General features: G+C 70.6%; 12 protein-coding genes. 5 read left to right on the top strand and 7 right to left on the bottom strand.

Annotated features, from left to right (window positions below; translation table 11 throughout):
- The first annotated feature begins 44 nt into the window (after nt 1–44).
- Nucleotides 45–896, top strand: a complete 852-nt coding sequence (locus H4W80_RS28790; RefSeq protein WP_192787943.1) for a hypothetical protein — start codon at nt 45–47, stop codon at nt 894–896.
- Between the two features lie 8 nt (nt 897–904).
- Here H4W80_RS28790 and H4W80_RS28795 read toward each other — a convergent pair whose 3' ends face one another.
- The 5 genes from H4W80_RS28795 to mshB form a co-directional block, all read right to left on the bottom strand.
- Entirely contained in the window at nt 905–1,327 is a 423-nt protein-coding gene (locus H4W80_RS28795; RefSeq protein ID WP_192787944.1) for a hypothetical protein, read from the bottom strand.
- Nucleotides 1,328–1,640: 313 nt separating this feature from the next.
- Nucleotides 1,641–2,372: a hypothetical protein gene (locus H4W80_RS28800; RefSeq protein ID WP_192787945.1), complete on the bottom strand. Its 732-nt coding sequence runs from the start codon at nt 2,370–2,372 to the stop codon at nt 1,641–1,643.
- A 91-nt stretch (nt 2,373–2,463) separates the two neighbouring features.
- Entirely contained in the window at nt 2,464–2,958 is a 495-nt protein-coding gene (locus tag H4W80_RS28805) for a flavin reductase family protein (protein ID WP_318787104.1), read from the bottom strand.
- Nucleotides 2,959–2,976: 18 nt separating this feature from the next.
- Nucleotides 2,977–3,393 (bottom strand): DUF6113 family protein, encoded by a 417-nt coding sequence (locus H4W80_RS28810; protein ID WP_192787946.1) that lies wholly within the window; start codon nt 3,391–3,393, stop codon nt 2,977–2,979.
- Between the two features lie 11 nt (nt 3,394–3,404).
- Nucleotides 3,405–4,310, bottom strand: a complete 906-nt coding sequence (mshB, locus tag H4W80_RS28815; protein WP_192787947.1) for an N-acetyl-1-D-myo-inositol-2-amino-2-deoxy-alpha-D-glucopyranoside deacetylase — start codon at nt 4,308–4,310, stop codon at nt 3,405–3,407.
- Between the two features lie 71 nt (nt 4,311–4,381).
- Between mshB and H4W80_RS28820 the strand changes: the two genes are divergently transcribed.
- The 3 genes from H4W80_RS28820 (at nt 4,382) to H4W80_RS63815 (ending at nt 10,349) form a co-directional block, all read left to right on the top strand.
- Nucleotides 4,382–6,445, top strand: a complete 2,064-nt coding sequence (locus tag H4W80_RS28820; protein WP_192787948.1) for a S9 family peptidase — start codon at nt 4,382–4,384, stop codon at nt 6,443–6,445.
- 977 nt (nt 6,446–7,422) lie between these two features.
- A complete protein-coding gene (locus H4W80_RS28825; RefSeq protein ID WP_192787949.1) occupies nt 7,423–8,850 on the top strand; it encodes an alpha/beta fold hydrolase in 1,428 nt (475 codons plus the stop codon).
- Nucleotides 8,851–9,209: 359 nt separating this feature from the next.
- Nucleotides 9,210–10,349, top strand: coding sequence for a WD40 repeat domain-containing protein (locus tag H4W80_RS63815; RefSeq protein ID WP_192787950.1), 1,140 nt, complete (start codon nt 9,210–9,212; stop codon nt 10,347–10,349).
- A gap of 389 nt (nt 10,350–10,738) precedes the next feature.
- Here the strand turns inward: H4W80_RS63815 and H4W80_RS63820 are convergent, their stop codons facing one another.
- Nucleotides 10,739–11,458, bottom strand: coding sequence for a MarR family winged helix-turn-helix transcriptional regulator (locus tag H4W80_RS63820; protein ID WP_318787105.1), 720 nt, complete (start codon nt 11,456–11,458; stop codon nt 10,739–10,741).
- A 66-nt stretch (nt 11,459–11,524) separates the two neighbouring features.
- On the opposite strand from H4W80_RS63820, the gene H4W80_RS28840 reads away from it, so the two are divergent.
- Entirely contained in the window at nt 11,525–12,409 is an 885-nt protein-coding gene (locus H4W80_RS28840; protein WP_192787951.1) for an MBL fold metallo-hydrolase, read from the top strand.
- Between the two features lie 717 nt (nt 12,410–13,126).
- Here H4W80_RS28840 and H4W80_RS28845 read toward each other — a convergent pair.
- A complete protein-coding gene (locus H4W80_RS28845) occupies nt 13,127–15,016 on the bottom strand; it encodes an ABC transporter ATP-binding protein (RefSeq protein WP_192787952.1) in 1,890 nt (629 codons plus the stop codon).
- Nucleotides 15,017–15,080 lie beyond the last annotated feature (64 nt).

Consider the following 15,080-nt stretch of genomic DNA (forward strand, 5'->3'; position numbering starts at 1 on the left):
CTGGGGCGACGCGCCGGCCCCCGCCGCCTTGCCACCATGGCGGCATGAATCGCCTCTGGTACCTCATCGGAGTCCTGCTGGTGCTCGCGGGCCTCGTTCACCTGGGCGTGTTCGTCGTGGACGGCGGGCCGTGGGAGGGCGCGGTGTCGTGGCGCAAGCCGTTCACGTTCGGCGTGTCGTTCGGGCTGAGCGTGCTGACCCTCACCTGGGTCGCCCAGTTCGTCCGGCTCCGCGCCCGCCCGCTCCTGGTCGGCGCCTTCGCGGTGGCGTCCACGCTGGAGGTGGCGCTGATCACCCTCCAGGCGTGGCGAGGCGTCCCGTCCCACTTCAACATGGAGACCGCCTTCGACACGGCCGTGGCGAGGACCCTGGCGGCGGGCGGCGGCGTCCTCGTCGCCATCGGGATCGTCATGACGATCGCCGCGTTCCGCCCCGATCCGGACCTCGCCCCGAGCACGCGCCTGGCCGTGCGCGCGGGCTTCGCCACGCTGCTCGCCGCCATGGCGTTCGGCGCCGTCATGATCGCTCGCGGCGTCGTCGCGGTGGTGACGGGAGACCAGCAGCTCGCGTACACGGTGGCCACCGCGCTGAAGCCCGCCCACGCGATCTTCATGCACGGCGTCCTCCTCCTGCCGGCCCTGTCCTGGCTGCTGTCGCGCACGCTGCCTTCCGAGGGCTCCCGCGTCCGCTGGATCCGCCTGGCCACCTGGCTCTATGTGGCCACCGCCACCGCCGTCTCGGCCCTCGCCCTGGCGGGCATCGAGCCCGTGTCCCCCTCCACCGCCTCCGTCCTGTGCGCCGGCGCCGTCTCCGGCCTGGCCATCGCCTCGCTCATGCTGGGCCGGCTGAAGGGCTCGTCAAGACGCGCCCCCGCACCGCGGGGATCGCTCACCTGACACCGGCCTCACTCGCCGCCGCGCCGCCGTCGCCACCACAGCGGGGCTCGGGGGTAGCCGCCGTCCTCCAGGTCGGCCAGGCGCTCGAAGAGGTTGTACGTGGCCTGGTTGCCGCAGACCATCACCGACACGAGCATCGACAGCAGGTAGAGCGGCAGCATGGGGAGGCCCACGCACCAGGCCCACTGGGTGGCGTGCCGGCCCTCGTGGCGCACGAGGTGGTCGGGGAGCGCGTCCCACCTGGTCAGGACGACGTTTCCCACGGTGAACGCCCCCGCGACGGGGAAGCGGTAGCGGTAGCCGAAGGCCAGGATGAGCCCGTCGGGGCCGGGGTTCCTGGTCGCGCCGCCGATGATCGAGATCAGCAAACCGAGCGGCGTGGCGAGGTTGACGTAGTTCGCCACCCGCCGGAACCGGAAGCGCCTATTCATGCGTCTCAGTCTTGACCAATCTTGACAAGTCGGAATAATGATCCCCGTCCTGAAATCTCCTACAGAGCAGGATTATGAGATTCTCCATCCTGGGCGCGCTGCTCGGCACCGTCGCACTGGCAGGAGCCGGCGGAGTCGCGATCACCCAGACGTCAGCGACCGATCCCCTACGATCCCCTGACAACCCACTAGGCGCTCTAGGCGCGCACGTGGCGTTAACCACCGTCCCGACCACGAGTCCGGCACCCTCGGAGACTCCCACGGTCGGGGAGTACACCGCCACGACGAAGGTAGTCAAGAGGCGAGGCGTCTCCTACCTGAATGTATCGATCACAGACGCGCAAGCTGCTCTCTTCTCGATCAAGCAGCGCGTGTGCAAGGGCAGATCCTGCCAGACGACCAGCGTCGACCTGCCGGTGACCGAGGGCTCGGGAGAGTCCACGAAGCGGCTCGGCCGGGGCACGTACAAGAAGAAGGGCAAGCCGGCGGTCAGCCTGACGCCCCTTCCGACGGTGACGGTGAAGGAGCAGGTCACGGTCACGGTCACCGAGCCGGGGCCGACGGTCACGCAGACGGTGACGTTCACCTGCCAGCCGAGCGCCGAGCCGACGGAGACCCCGCCGACGGAGACCCTGCCGCCGCCGACGAGCGTCCCGACGGAGACCCCTCCGCCGGCGACCGGCCCGACGGGCACGGTGACGCCCACCGCCACGGGCACGGATTCCCCGCCGGCCACGGGCACGGAGTCCCCGCCGGTCACCGAAACGCCGGCGCCGACCCCGACCCTGACTGACACCGGGACCGAAACTCCGCCGGCAACTCCGACCGAAACCCCGACCACGACCCCGACCGAGACATCCACCACGGCCCCGACGGACTCCGTGACACCGACGGAGAGCGCACCGGGGATCCCCACCTGTCCGCCACCGGCGGAGGAGACGCCGACAGAGCTCCCCTCCGAGACCCCCACGGACACGGCGACGCCGACCGACAGCAGCGTCCCGACGGACACCGCGTCCACCACGCCGTCGCCCAGCGCTACCACTCAGTAGCGACCGGGGAAGCGAGCAAGTGAGCGGGCCAGGCCACGCGCCTGGCCCGACTCATGCCGGCGCGGCCACGCGCACCGAAAGCTTCTAAAGGGTCTTGTACTGCCCCTCGTGGTACAGAAGCGGCGCCCCGTCCGAAGGTGTGTCCAGGGCCGTCACCTCGCCCACCACGATCGAGTGGTCCCCGCCGTCGTGCACCGCCGTCGTCACGCACTCCACCGTCGCGATGGCCCCGTCGAACAACGCCACCCCCGACTCCCCCAGGTGATGCGGCCACCGCGCGAGCTGCCCGTTCAACGGCCGGCCCCGGTGGGCGAAGAAGCGCGAGGCGTCCTCCATCGAGGCGGGCAGCACGGAGACCCCCCACACCCCCGCCTCCAGCACCGCGTCGTGGAACCGGGCCACCTTCTCCGCGCAGAACAGCACGAGGAGCGGATCAAGGGAGACAGAGGTGAACGAATTCACCGTCATCGCATGATCGACGTCGTCCAGCCTGGTGGTGACGATCGCGACTCCGGTGGCGAAGCGACCGACGACCTTGCGGTAAGTCCCGGGGTCCACTGGCCGCTCGATGGAATGCACGAACGCTACTTTATGCCGCTACATAGAGTTTTTCTGAGGGTACCCATGCAAGAGCCATGATCCCCCCTCTGACGAGGGCGAAAGCAAATAGGCCGCCACGATGGCCGTCAACCCTCCGTAGAGGTAGACGTACCCGGGCAGACCATCCGCGATCACCAGATCGCCCGCGCTCAGCTTCAGCGTGAACGGCATCGTCACCAGCAGCCACCCGACCGCCGTCATGAAAGCCCCGAGCTTGCCCCGCATCAGCTTGCCCGCCCCCAGGCACACCGCGAACAGCGCCAGCACCCACACGATCGCCGCGATCGGGACGGGCCCCAGCTGCCGTACCGCATGCGTGAAGCCGCCCACGACCCCCATGACGACGCCGAGCACGAACAGCATGCCGTACGCCGCTCCACCCAGCGCCGACTCGGCCTGGCTGCGATGTTCCATGTCGCCAGAGGTTAGTGGATGCCCGCGAAGAGATCGTTCTCGCGGGTGTGCGGTTCGCCCAGGCCGCCCGCCTCGATGGGCGGGCCGGGCACGGCGGACCCGGGCACGCCGATGGCCAGCCTGTAGTGCTCGACGCCCAGGACCTCCTGGCCGATGTTGTTGGACAGCGCGAACCACGGGTCGTCCACGACGATCTGCGTGGCGTGCGCCCGCATGGCCTCCATCTTGTGGCCGATCCACGGGCGGGCGTCGATCTCGGTGGTGACGTCCTCGTCCGCGTTGCCGAACGGCATGTCGTCCACGTCCTCCACCAGGAAGCCGACGTCGGCCTCGCGCAGCGCCTCGGTCGTGCGCCGCATGACGGATCGGGCGAGGGCCGTGTGGTAGAACTTCGCGATCTGCCACGGTTCGCCCTCGCCGAAGTCCGGTTTCGCGGCCAGCTCGAACGCCCTGCGCGAAACCCGGTGCGCCTGGATGTGGTCGGGGTGCCCGTAGAAGCCGTTGTCGTCGTACGTGACGAGGACCTGCGGGCGTACCTCCCGGATGACCTTGACGAGCTCCCCCGCCGCCTCGTCGAGGTCGGCGCGCCAGAACGCCTTCGGGTGGTCGTTGGACGCCACCCCCATCATCCCCGAGTCCCGCCAGCGGCCCGGCGCGCCCAGGAAGCGGTGGTCCTCGACGCCGAGCGCCCGGCAGGCGGCGGCGAGCTCGTCGATCCGGTACGGCCCGAGCGCGTCGTCCTGGTCGGCGGCCAGGTGGGCGAGATCGGCGGGAATGATCTCGCCTTCCTCGCCGAGAGTGCAGGTCACCAGCGTGACGTGGGCGCCCTCGGCGGCGTACTTGGCCATGGTCGCCCCGGTGCCGATCGACTCGTCGTCCGGATGGGCGTGTACGAGGAGGAGCCGTCGATCAGTCATAGGACGAGCGTACCGACGGGCCCCGGACGCCATTGCTCAGGTTCCTCATCGGCGGTGGCAGGATTGGGCCCATGAGCGAGAGCTTCCCGCGACTGTCTGCCAGGACCCGCCGGTTCACCCTCGGAGTGCCCAGGAGCTTCACGATCACTCCGGACGGCGGCCGGGTGGTCTTCCTCCGCACGAAATCGGGCACCGACCCGGTGACGTGCCTGTGGGAGCTCGACACCGACACCCACGTCGAGCGCCTGGTCGTCGACCCGCGCGCGCTCGACGCCGACGAGGAGAACCTGCCGCCGGAGGAGCGAGCCAGGCGCGAGCGCAGCCGGGAGGCGGCGGGCGGCGTGGTCGCGTACGCCGCCGACAGGGACGTCACGCGGGCCTGTTTCGCCCTGTCCGGCGCTCTCTACGTCGTGGACCTCGCGAGCGGCCAGGCGCGTCGGCTGGACACGCCGGGCGCGGTCATCGATCCCCGTCTGTCCCCGGACGGGGGACATGTCGCGTACGTCACCGGTGGCGCGCTGCGCGTCCAGGACCTCGGGTCCGGCGAGGACCGCGCGCTGGCCACGCCGGAGTCGGAGACCGTGACGTACGGGCTGGCCGAGTTCATCGCCGCCGAGGAGATGAGCCGGATGCGCGGCCACTGGTGGGCGCCGTCGGGCGACGCGCTGCTGGTCGAACGCGTCGACGAGGCCCCGGTCCACGTCTGGCACATCGCCGACCCGGCCAACCCCGGCCGTCCCGCGTCGGTCCAGCGCTATCCGGCCGCAGGCACGCCCAACGCGGTCACCGAGCTGTTCGTGCTGGGGCTCGACGGGTCGCGGGTCGCGGTGCCGTACGAGGAGGAATACCTCACCACGGCGGCCTGGGACTCCCACGCCCTGTCGATCGTGACCCTGACGCGCGACCAGCGCACGCTGCGGCTGTTCACGGTCGACCCGGCGACGGGCGCGTCCACGCTGGTGCGCGAGGACACCGATCCGGCCTGGGTCGACATCGTGCCCGGCGTGCCCGCGCACCTCGACGACGGGTCGCTGGTGTGGGTGGCCGCCTCGGAGGGCGGCAACCGGCTGTTCGTGGGCGACCGCGCGGTCACCCCGCCCACGCTGCAGGTGCGGGCGGTGCTCGACGTCGACCACGACAGCGTGCTGTTCAGCGCGAGCGGCGATCCGACCGAGGTTCACCTGTGGACGTGGGACGGTCATTCGCTGCTGCCCGTCTCGACCCGTTCCGGGGTGTTCTCGGGGCGCATGTCGGGCGGCGTGGGCGTGCTGACCGAGCAGAGCCTCGACGCCGAGGGCGTGTCGACCACGGTCGTGCGGCGCGACGGCATGGCGGTGCCGATCCCGTCGTTCGCCGAGCGGCCCGGCCTCGACCTGCGCGTCTCGCTCGGCCGTTCCGGCCGTCGCGAGCTGGCCACCGCCGTGGTGCTGCCCTCGTGGCACGAGCAGGGCTCCGGGAAGCTGCCGGTCCTCATGGACCCGTACGGCGGGCCGCACGCGCAGCGCGTGCTCAACCGGCGCGGCGCGTTCCTGGAGAGCCAGTGGTTCGCCGAGCAGGGCTTCGCGGTCATCGTGGCCGACGGGCGCGGCACCCCCGGCCGGGGCCCCGAGTTCGAGCGCTCCGTCCTGAACGACCTGGCGACCCCGGCGCTCGAGGACCAGATCGACGCCCTGCAGGGGGTGGCCGAGCAGTATCCCGACGATCTCGACCTGACCAGGGTGGCCATTCGCGGCTGGTCGTTCGGCGGCTTCCTGGCCGCGCTGGCGGTGCTGCGGCGACCGGACGTGTTCCACGCGGCGGTGGCGGGCGCGCCGGTGACCGACTGGCGGCTGTACGACACGTGCTACACGGAGCGATACCTGGGCCATCCGGACGAGCAGCCCGAGGTGTACGAGAACTCTTCGCTGTTCGCGGACGCGCCCAAGCTCGAACGCCCGCTCCTGCTGATCCACGGCCTGGCCGACGACAACGTGGTGGCCGCCCACACGCTGCGCCTGTCCTCCGCCCTGCTCGCGGCGGGCCGGCAGCACAGCGTGCTCCCGCTCTCCGGGGTGACGCACATGACGCCGCAGGAGGTGGTGGCGGAAAACCTGCTGCTGCTCCAGGTCGACTTCCTGAAGAAGTCACTGGGCTGACCCACTGACGCGGGGGCTCCGCCGGCACGAGGCTCACCAGCACAGAGCTTCACCCGTACGGAGCCCCACCCAGCCCCGGGCCCTGCCGGCACGCGCCCCCACCGGCACCCGGCCCCATCAGCCCGGGCCCCACCGGCACGGAGCTCCGCCGGCGCGGCCCCGCCGGGCACGGGCCTTCCAGGCCTTCCGGGTGGGATCCTTCTTCCGAACGGCGCCCCCCTTCCGAGCGGTAGCCCCCTTCCGCCGAACGGCAGCCCCCTTCCGAACGGTGCCGGCGTGGCGAGCGCGGTGGTCGTCGGAGGGCGTGGGGGCGTCGTAGGCGCCTTGCTCGCCGTGCTCATCCTGGCGATCGCGCAGGGTGAGCTCGCCCTGCTGGCCGTGCCCACGTACGTCATCATGATCGTCCTGGGTGGCGTCGTGATCGCCGGTCTCGCCGTGTCCCGAGCGCTCGACGCCCCTACGCCAGTGAAGTTACGTGCCGCTGGGGCTCGGTGCCAGTGGAGCCCCGTGCGAGTGGAGCTTTGTGCTGGCAGGGCCCGGGGCTGGTGGGACCCCCGCGCCGGTGAAGCTCCGTGCCCGGCGGGGCCGCGCCGGTGAAGCTCCGTGCCCGGCGGGGCCGCGCCGGTGAAGCTCCGTGCCCGGCGGGGCCGCGCCGGCGGAGCTCTGTGCCGGTGGGGCCCGGGCTGATGGGGCCGGGTGCCGGTGGGGGCGCGTGCTGGCAGGGCCCGGGGCTGGTGGGACCCCGCGCCGGTGAAGCTCAGCGCGCCTTCCCAGACCACTGCCATTTGGTCACGCCGTCGATCGTGACAACGCCACCCCACCACCGCAAGACCCGTCCCGCCCGCAAATCCCCACAGACCCCCTCCAACCGGTCGAGGCGCGCAGCGGTCTGACAACCCCTGGTAGGACCCGCACCCCCCAAAGACCAAACCCTGGTCCGACGCGTTTCCACTTCCCCCTCCGGCATCGTGAACGCCATGCTCAAGCCCCTCACCATCACCCTCGCCTTGCTGGGCATGGGGACCTTGCCGACCACCTCGGCGTCCGCGACCACCATGGCGACCACAGCGGCCGCGGCGACCACCGCCGGCGGCCCGCAGCAGTGGCAGACCTGCCCCAATGACAAGATCGGCATGGAGTGCAGCGACCTCCAGGTCCCGGCCGACTGGCAGAAGCCGGACGGCCGCAAGATCACCCTCAAGCTGGGCCGCCTGAAAGCCACCGGCAAGTCCGAAGGCTCGGTCCTGATCGCCTACGGCGGCCCTGGCGGCCCCGGCATCGGCATCACCCAGTCCGCCCCCGACTGGTGGGCCAAGCTCCGCGAACGCATGGACATCGTCACGTGGGACACCCGCGGCTACGGCGAGCAGTTCAGGGGCCTCAGCACGGGCCTGCAGTGTGCCTGGACCCGCGTTCCCATCCCCGACTCACCCCGTGACGACGCCGACTTCGGCCGCCTGTCCGACACCAACCGCGGCTACGCCGAGGCCTGCCGGCTCAAGGATCCCGAGCTGTTCGCCAACATGAGCTCGGCAGACCAGGCCAGAGACATGGAGGCGATCAGAAAGGCCCTCGGCGACGACAAGCTCAACTACTACGGCGCCTCCTACGCGGGCTTCTACGGCCAGGCCTACGCCCGCCTCTTCCCTGACCGGATCCGCACGATGGTCCTCGACGGCACGTGGAGCCACAGTGCCACCGACTGGGAGCGCGAGCTGGAGGAGATGGCCAAGTCCAACGAGCAGTTCCTGCGACGCTTCTTCACCTGGTGCGCCTCCAACGACTGCGCGGACGTCCCCGCCCTCTGGCGCACCCTGATCGCCCGAGCCGACCGCACCCCCATCCCCACGAAGACCGCCAACGTCGCCTACAAGACCCGCGACCTCCAGAGCTTCGCCCTGGGCCTGGCCCGCCAGGGCACCGCCGCCTGGCCCAAACTGGCCCAGGCGATCCGCAAGGCCGCCGACGGTGACGCCTCCGACTTCGTCCCCCAACGCGGCGCCCGCTACCCCGACCAGGCCACCGGCGTCACCGAATGCGCCGACTGGCCCCGCTTCGCCAACCGCAAGGAGATGACCGCCACCATCAATCGCCTGCAACGCGTGGCCCCCAACACCGGCACGGCCAACACCCTCGCCTCAGCGACCCTGGGCTGCATCGGCTGGCCCCAGCCGGTCACCAACCCACCCACCCCGCTCCCCAAGGGCCTCCCTCCCATGCTGGGCGCAGGCGCCTGGGGCGAGTCGGACGCGGTGACCCGCGTCCTCTCCCAGGTGCCCGGCAGCGCCACCATCCGCCACGACGGCCCCGGCCACACGCTCTACGGCACCAACCCCTGCGCCCGAGACCACATCAACCGCTACTTCACCGACCGCACTATGCCCCCCACCAAAACAGAATGCTGACCCCACAACCCTGACCCCCACACCCGGACACACTCCCTCGCGATGTTCCCACCGAACAACCCTCGGAGATGCCTGTGCCAGGGGGATGGCTGCGCCGAGGGGATGCCTGTGCCGAGGGGATGCCTGTGCCAACGCGAGCAGACGACGCGCCGGTTGGGCCGCCCGCACAGCAGTTGGGCGGCCCGCTGTCGGCGTACTCCAGATGCAGAGTGAGTACGGGTCAACGTGCAGGCGTGAGCGGCGTGTCAGCGGCACCAGCGCATCGACGTCCCCACGCCCTGGCTTTTGGTCCGAGGCTCCCGCGATTTAGGGTGTGTTACCCATCCCGCCACCGAGGCCGGGTACCCGCTGGAGGTCTGGTGGCCGATCACCGCCCCTTATCCACTGATGACGTCCCGCTGCCACCGCATCCGCCAGCATCGGCGTCGGCATCAGGCGGCCCTGGACGTCTGCGACGCTGGGGGCTGATTGCCGCTGCGGTCGTGGTCGTGGCGGCGGGCTCCTTCGTGGCTGCATGGCCGCCGGATTCGGCTCCATCGTTCCGGGCGATAGGCAAGCCGATCGTCGGCGACGGCAAGTGGGCTGGGGCCGTGGCACTGACGGAGCTGAACGGCCGAACGGTCGCCGTTGTCGCGCACAATAACCTGGCGCAGGCATGGGACCTGTCCACCGGTGAAAGCCTCGGCAGGCCGTTCGGCGGAGACGAGGATCAATTCATCGACGCCCTGGCGGTCGGGCAGATGAACAGTAGACAGATCGTCGTCAGCGGTGGCGGCAGCGACCTCGCGCAGGTGTGGGATCTGACCTCGGGCAAGCAGATCGGCGCCTTTGTCGGAGCCGGCTCCCCCCTCTCACTCGGGCAGATGAACGGCAAGACGATCGCGATCTCCGGAGATCAGCTCGGCCGGGTGGGAGTGTGGGACCTGGCGGCGGGACGACTGCCGGGCACCCTGCTCATTGGCCACAGCCGGGCCGTTTACGCAGTGGCGTTGGGGCAACTCGAGGGTAAGACGATCGCAGTCTCCGGCGGCAACGACGGCACCGTTCGAGTATGGGACCTGACCGTCGGCAAACAGCTGGGAAGCGAGCTCACCGGCCACACCGACTACGTCTTCTCCGTAGCGATCGGACAGCTCAACGGTAGAACGATCGCGGTGTCGGGGAGCAAGGACGGCACCGTGCGGGTGTGGGATCTGGCAGCACACAAACAACTGGGCGAACCGCTGACCGGCCACACCGGCGAAGTCCGCTCAGTCGCCGTGGGCCTGCTGGACGACCGGACGATCGCGGTGTCGGGGAGCAAGGACGGCACCGTGCGGGTGTGGGATCTGGCAGCACACAAACAACTGGGCGAACCGCTGACCGGCCACACCAGCGAAGTCCGCTCAGTCGCGGTCGGCCGCCTGGGCGGCGAAACGATCGCGATTTCCGCCGGCGGTGACGACGGCACCGTACGGCTATGGGGTCTGGGGTCCGCGCCGGTGTCGTCAGGCGGCTGAGGCAGGCGTGTCAGGGTCCTTGCGCGCGGCTGTTGAGGGGGTGCGCACGTCCGCCATGGGCAGTGTGCGGGCCTTAATTTGATCATGTCCTCCCGGCGCATGTTGGCCGCTCTCTGACAGTGGAGGCAGGCCACGCTGCCCTTCTTGGCCGCGCGGGTCGAACTCAAGCTCCAGCTCTGCACGATTAGCCGTGCCTGACTCTGCACATGACCCTGTACCCCGACCCCGCACAGCGGTTGGAAGGGCCCGCACAGCGGTTGGAACGTCTGCGCAGGGATTGGGCTGCCTGCGCTGGGGTTGGGCTGCCTGCGGCGTTTTGGGCAACGCGGGTGCGTGACGCGTCGAGGCGGATGTCGATCGAAGGGCGAGTGCTGGAGCTGGAGCTCCGGTTATCGCACCACGCGCGCGAGGAGGTCGTTGAGGGCGGCCTGCTCCTCCGAAGTGAGCCGGGCCAAGGGTGAAGCCTCGGTGAGCAGGTCGATCAGCCGCTCGCGGAGTGCGGCGCCTTCGGGGGTCAGCACGAGTTGCTTGGCACGGCGGTCACCGGGATGAGGGCGCCGTTCGACGATGCCCTGCTCCTCCAGCCGATCGACGACGAAGGTCGCGTTCGACGGCTCGCAACTCATCCGCTCGGCCAGGTCGCGCATGGTCATCGGGCCGGTGAGTTCGCGCAGCGCCACCGCCTGGGCCGCCGTCAGGTCCAGCGCCCCCGCCCGCTCCCTGATATGGCCCTCGATCTGCTTGGCCAACGCGCCGACAAGACCGCACAGGTTCCGCTCAGCAATGGCCCGCTCCGCGCTGCCAACGGCACCGCCGCTGGTGGCGCCCACGCCGGCGGCATCACCACTGGTGGCCCCACCACCGCTGGCGTCACCGCTGGTGGCGCCAAGGCTGGCGGCGTCACCACCGGTCGCGTCAGCGCCGTTGGCAAGGCCGGGGGCGTCACCACCGGTCGCGTCACGGCTAGCGGCGTCACGGTTCGCGGCGTCACCGCCGGTGACGTCAGCGCTGGTGATGGCAAGGCTGGCGGCGTCATGGCTGGTGACGTTACCGCCGCTGGTGGCAAGGGTGGCGTCATCAGCGCTGGTGGCGGGGTGGGGCGACTTCACAGGGCCAGGATAGCTCAAGCATGCATATTTGCAGCTTTAATAGTTCTAGTTGTAAGTTTCTCTGCCATGAACAGCTACGAAGAGCGTCTGCGTCGGCCGTCCTCTGCTCGTTCCCTTCAGCTTGGCGAGCTCAAGATCAGCTATGTGCCGGACGGTGCGGTGCAGCTCAAGCCGTACGGGTGGTTGCTCAGGACGACAGAGCAGGATTGGAAGGACAACGCCGCCTTCCTCGACCACACGGGAAACCTTGTGGGGAGCATCGGTGCGCTGTTGGTGGAGTACGGCGAGAGGGCCTTGTTGATCGATGCCGGAGTGGGGCCGGTGTCCGTGCCCGACGATCCGGAGAACCCGAAGATCGGCTCCATCCGTGGTGGCGAGTTGCTCGACAGCCTTGCCAAGCTGGGTCGGCGGCCCAACGAGATCGAGGCGGTGGCCTTCACTCACCTGCACCTCGACCATCTCGGCTGGGCCTGGCACCCCGCGCCTGGCCGCGACCGGCCCGCGTTCACCGAGGCCGACTACCTGATCTCTGAGCCCGAATGGGAGCAGCGGCACCTGAGCCTTGAGCAGGGGACGACCGACGAGATGCTCGCCGCTCTGGCGCCTCGGGCGCGTACCGTGCGGGATGACGAGGAGATCTTCCCGGGAGTGCGGGTGGCGCTGGCTCCTGGGCATACGTTCGGGCACGCCACCTACACGATCACGTCCGGCGGGCAGCGGTTGATCGCGTTCGGTGACGCGCTGCACTCCTCAGTCCAGATCCGGCATCCCGAGTGGTTCGCCGGTTCGGACCTGGACTCGGTGGAGTCGACGGTGCACCGGCACCGGCTGGTCAACGAGTTGCAGCGTCCGGACACGATCGGCTTCGGCGTGCACTTCGCCGACGTGGTGTTCGGCCGCGTCGACCACACCGCCGACGACGACGGCCCGACCTGGGTGCCCGTAGCATGAACCCCCATTTGCCTAACGCCCGCGCGTCGTCGCCGTCTGATGTCCCCGGTGCAGCGCGTAGACCATCTCGCCGCCGAACGCCCCCTGTACAGCGCGTAGACCATCTCGCCGCCGAACGCCCCCTGTACAGCGCGTAGACCATCTCGCCGCCGAACGCCCCCTGTACAGCGCGTAGACCATCTCGCCGCCGAACGCCCCCTGTGCAGCGTGTGGGCATCACCACCTGACGTCGTGGTGCAACGGGCCTGACGTCCCGGCGCGGCGCATGACGTCCAACACAGCGGTGCCCGATGTCCCGGCGCGGTGCGCCACCCTCAGTGCCCGATGTTCGAGTGCAGCGGGAAGCCACCACACCACCCAACGTCCGGCCGGGCGCCACCTGATGTCCCGGCGCGACGCCCAGGCCTCACCACCCGACGCCCAGGCCCGAATACCCGGCCGGACGCCCAGGCCTCACCAACCGACACCCGGGCGCCCGACGTCCGGTACGCGTACCGGGAGGGCCAGGGCTTGCTGCACGGCATGTCCCTGACCGTCCGCCCCGGCGCGACGCGCAGGCCTCACCACCCGACGCCCGGGCCCGAATGTCGCGGTGCGACGCGCAGGCCTCACCACCCGACGCCCGGGCCCGAATGTCGCGGTGCGACGCGCAGGCCTCACCACCCGACGCCCGGGGTCGGCGGCGCGGGGGGCGCACCGGCTATTGGGGTGGGTGGGTCAGGAGTGGGTGGTGGTTGGGGTGCCGTGCCAGCTGGTCCATAGGGCGGCGTAGGAGCCGCCCTCCGCGACCAGGTCGTCGTGGGAGCCCAGCTCGCTGATCCGGCCGTCCTCCACGACGGCCACCCGGTCGGCGTCGTGGGCGGTGTGGAGGCGGTGGGCGATTGCGATCACGGTGCGGCCGTCGAGGACGGCGGCCAGTGAGCGTTCGAGGTGGCGGGCCGCGCGGGGGTCGATGAGGGAGGTGGCCTCGTCCAGGACCAGGGTGTGCGGGTCGGCGAGCACCAGGCGGGCCAGGGCGAGTTGCTGCGCCTGGGCGGGCGACACTGCCAGGCCGCCGGAGCCCACCTCCGTCTCCAGGCCCGCGGGCAGGGCGAGGACCCAGTCGAGGGCGTCCACTGCCTCCAGCGCCTGGCGTACGGCCGCGTCGGAGGCGTGCGGGCGGGCGATCAGCAGGTTGTCGCGCAGCGAGCCCTTGAACACGTGGTGCTCCTGCGTCACCAGCGCCACGTGGCCGCGCAGTTCGTCGAGCGGCAGGTCCACGAGCGGGACCCCGCCCACGGTCACCGAGCCGGTACGCGGTCCGTGGATGCCCGCCAGCAGCCGGCCCAGCGTGGACTTGCCGGCTCCTGAAGGGCCCACCATGGCGAGTCGTTCGCCGGGGCGGACGGTCAGGGACACGCCGTGCAGCACGTCCCGGCCCTCCCGGTACGCGTACCGGACGTCGGACGCCTCCAGCAGCTCGCTCGAAGGACGGGAGGACGCCTCCAGCAGCTTGCCCCCGGGACCGGAAGACGCCTTCAGCAGCTTGCCCGCCGGACCGGAAGACGCCTCCAGCAGCTCGCCCGCGGGACCGGAGGGCGCCTCCAGCAGCTCGCCCGAGGGGCGGGAGGAGCCGAGCGCGCGGTCGTCGGGGACGTTGGCCACGCCCAGCAGCCGGGCCATGGACGCCCCGCCCACCTGCAGCTCGTCGATCCACATCAGGAACCTGTCCAGCGGGTCGATCAGCTGCTGCGCGTAGAGCGTGGCGGTGGCCACCTGGGAGAGCGCCACCCAGCCGTTGGTGTAGAACAGGCCCCCGACCAGCAGCGTGGTCACGACCGGGATCACGTAGCCCAGCTCGACGGCGGGGAACCACACCGTGCGGAGCCCGAGCGTGTAGCGTTCGGCGGCGAAGGAGCGGCTGATGTCGGCGTCGGTACGGGAGCGGCGGCGCTCCTGCAGGCCGAGCGCCTCCACGGCGCGGGCGCCCTCGACGGTTTCGGCCAGCCCTTCCGTCATGTCGGCATAGGCGGCGTTCTCGCGGAGATAGCCGTCTCGCGCCCGCCTCAGGTACCAGCGCGTGGCGACCCAGATCACCGGCCCGGCGATCAGCATCGGCAGCATGAGCAGGGGGCTGACCAGGAGCAGCGCGCCGACCGTGATCAGGAAGGTGACCAGGGCGATCAGCGTCTCCGGGACGGCTTTGCGTACGGTGCGGGAGAGCGAGTCCACGTCACGGGAGGTGCGGGTGATCAGGTCGCCGGACCCGGCCCGCTCGACGGTGGACAGCGGCAGCGCGAGCACCCGGTCCACGAACTCCTCGCGCAGCTCCGCCAGCACCTTCTCGCCGAGCTTGGCCGAGGCCAGCACCGCGAACCGCATGAGCGCACCCTGCAGCAGCAGGAAGCCGCCGATGGCGGCGGCCACGAGGGTGACGTTGACCTCGATGCCGTACTGGACGTCCTCCACCAGCCCGCCGAGCTGCCACGGCACCACCAGCCCCGCGACGGCCGCCAGGCCGTGCAGGGCCAGCGCGATCGTGAGCTGTCGCGGGTAGCGGAGGGTGAGCCGCCTGGCATAGGCACGCACCTGTTTTCGATCGGCGACCGGCAAGATCTCGCGAGCCATCCTGCTTCACCCCTTCCCGGACGAACGAGCCAGCGAGCATCCCGAATGTGCGCCGTGCCGCCCG

Source organism: Nonomuraea angiospora (assembly GCF_014873145.1).
Lineage (GTDB): Bacteria > Actinomycetota > Actinomycetes > Streptosporangiales > Streptosporangiaceae > Nonomuraea > Nonomuraea angiospora.

Excerpts from the sequence above, each read along its gene's own strand:
- H4W80_RS28790 (WP_192787943.1), top strand. The coding sequence starts at position 45 with ATGAATCGCCTCTGGTACCTCATCGGAGTCCTGCTGGTGCTCGCGGGC.
- H4W80_RS28795 (WP_192787944.1), bottom strand. The coding sequence starts at position 1,327 with ATGAATAGGCGCTTCCGGTTCCGGCGGGTGGCGAACTACGTCAACCTC.
- H4W80_RS28810 (WP_192787946.1), bottom strand. The coding sequence starts at position 3,393 with ATGGAACATCGCAGCCAGGCCGAGTCGGCGCTGGGTGGAGCGGCGTAC.
- mshB (WP_192787947.1), bottom strand. The coding sequence starts at position 4,310 with ATGACTGATCGACGGCTCCTCCTCGTACACGCCCATCCGGACGACGAG.
- H4W80_RS28820 (WP_192787948.1), top strand. The coding sequence starts at position 4,382 with ATGAGCGAGAGCTTCCCGCGACTGTCTGCCAGGACCCGCCGGTTCACC.
- H4W80_RS28825 (WP_192787949.1), top strand. The coding sequence starts at position 7,423 with ATGCTCAAGCCCCTCACCATCACCCTCGCCTTGCTGGGCATGGGGACC.
- H4W80_RS28840 (WP_192787951.1), top strand. The coding sequence starts at position 11,525 with ATGAACAGCTACGAAGAGCGTCTGCGTCGGCCGTCCTCTGCTCGTTCC.
- H4W80_RS28845 (WP_192787952.1), bottom strand. The coding sequence starts at position 15,016 with ATGGCTCGCGAGATCTTGCCGGTCGCCGATCGAAAACAGGTGCGTGCC.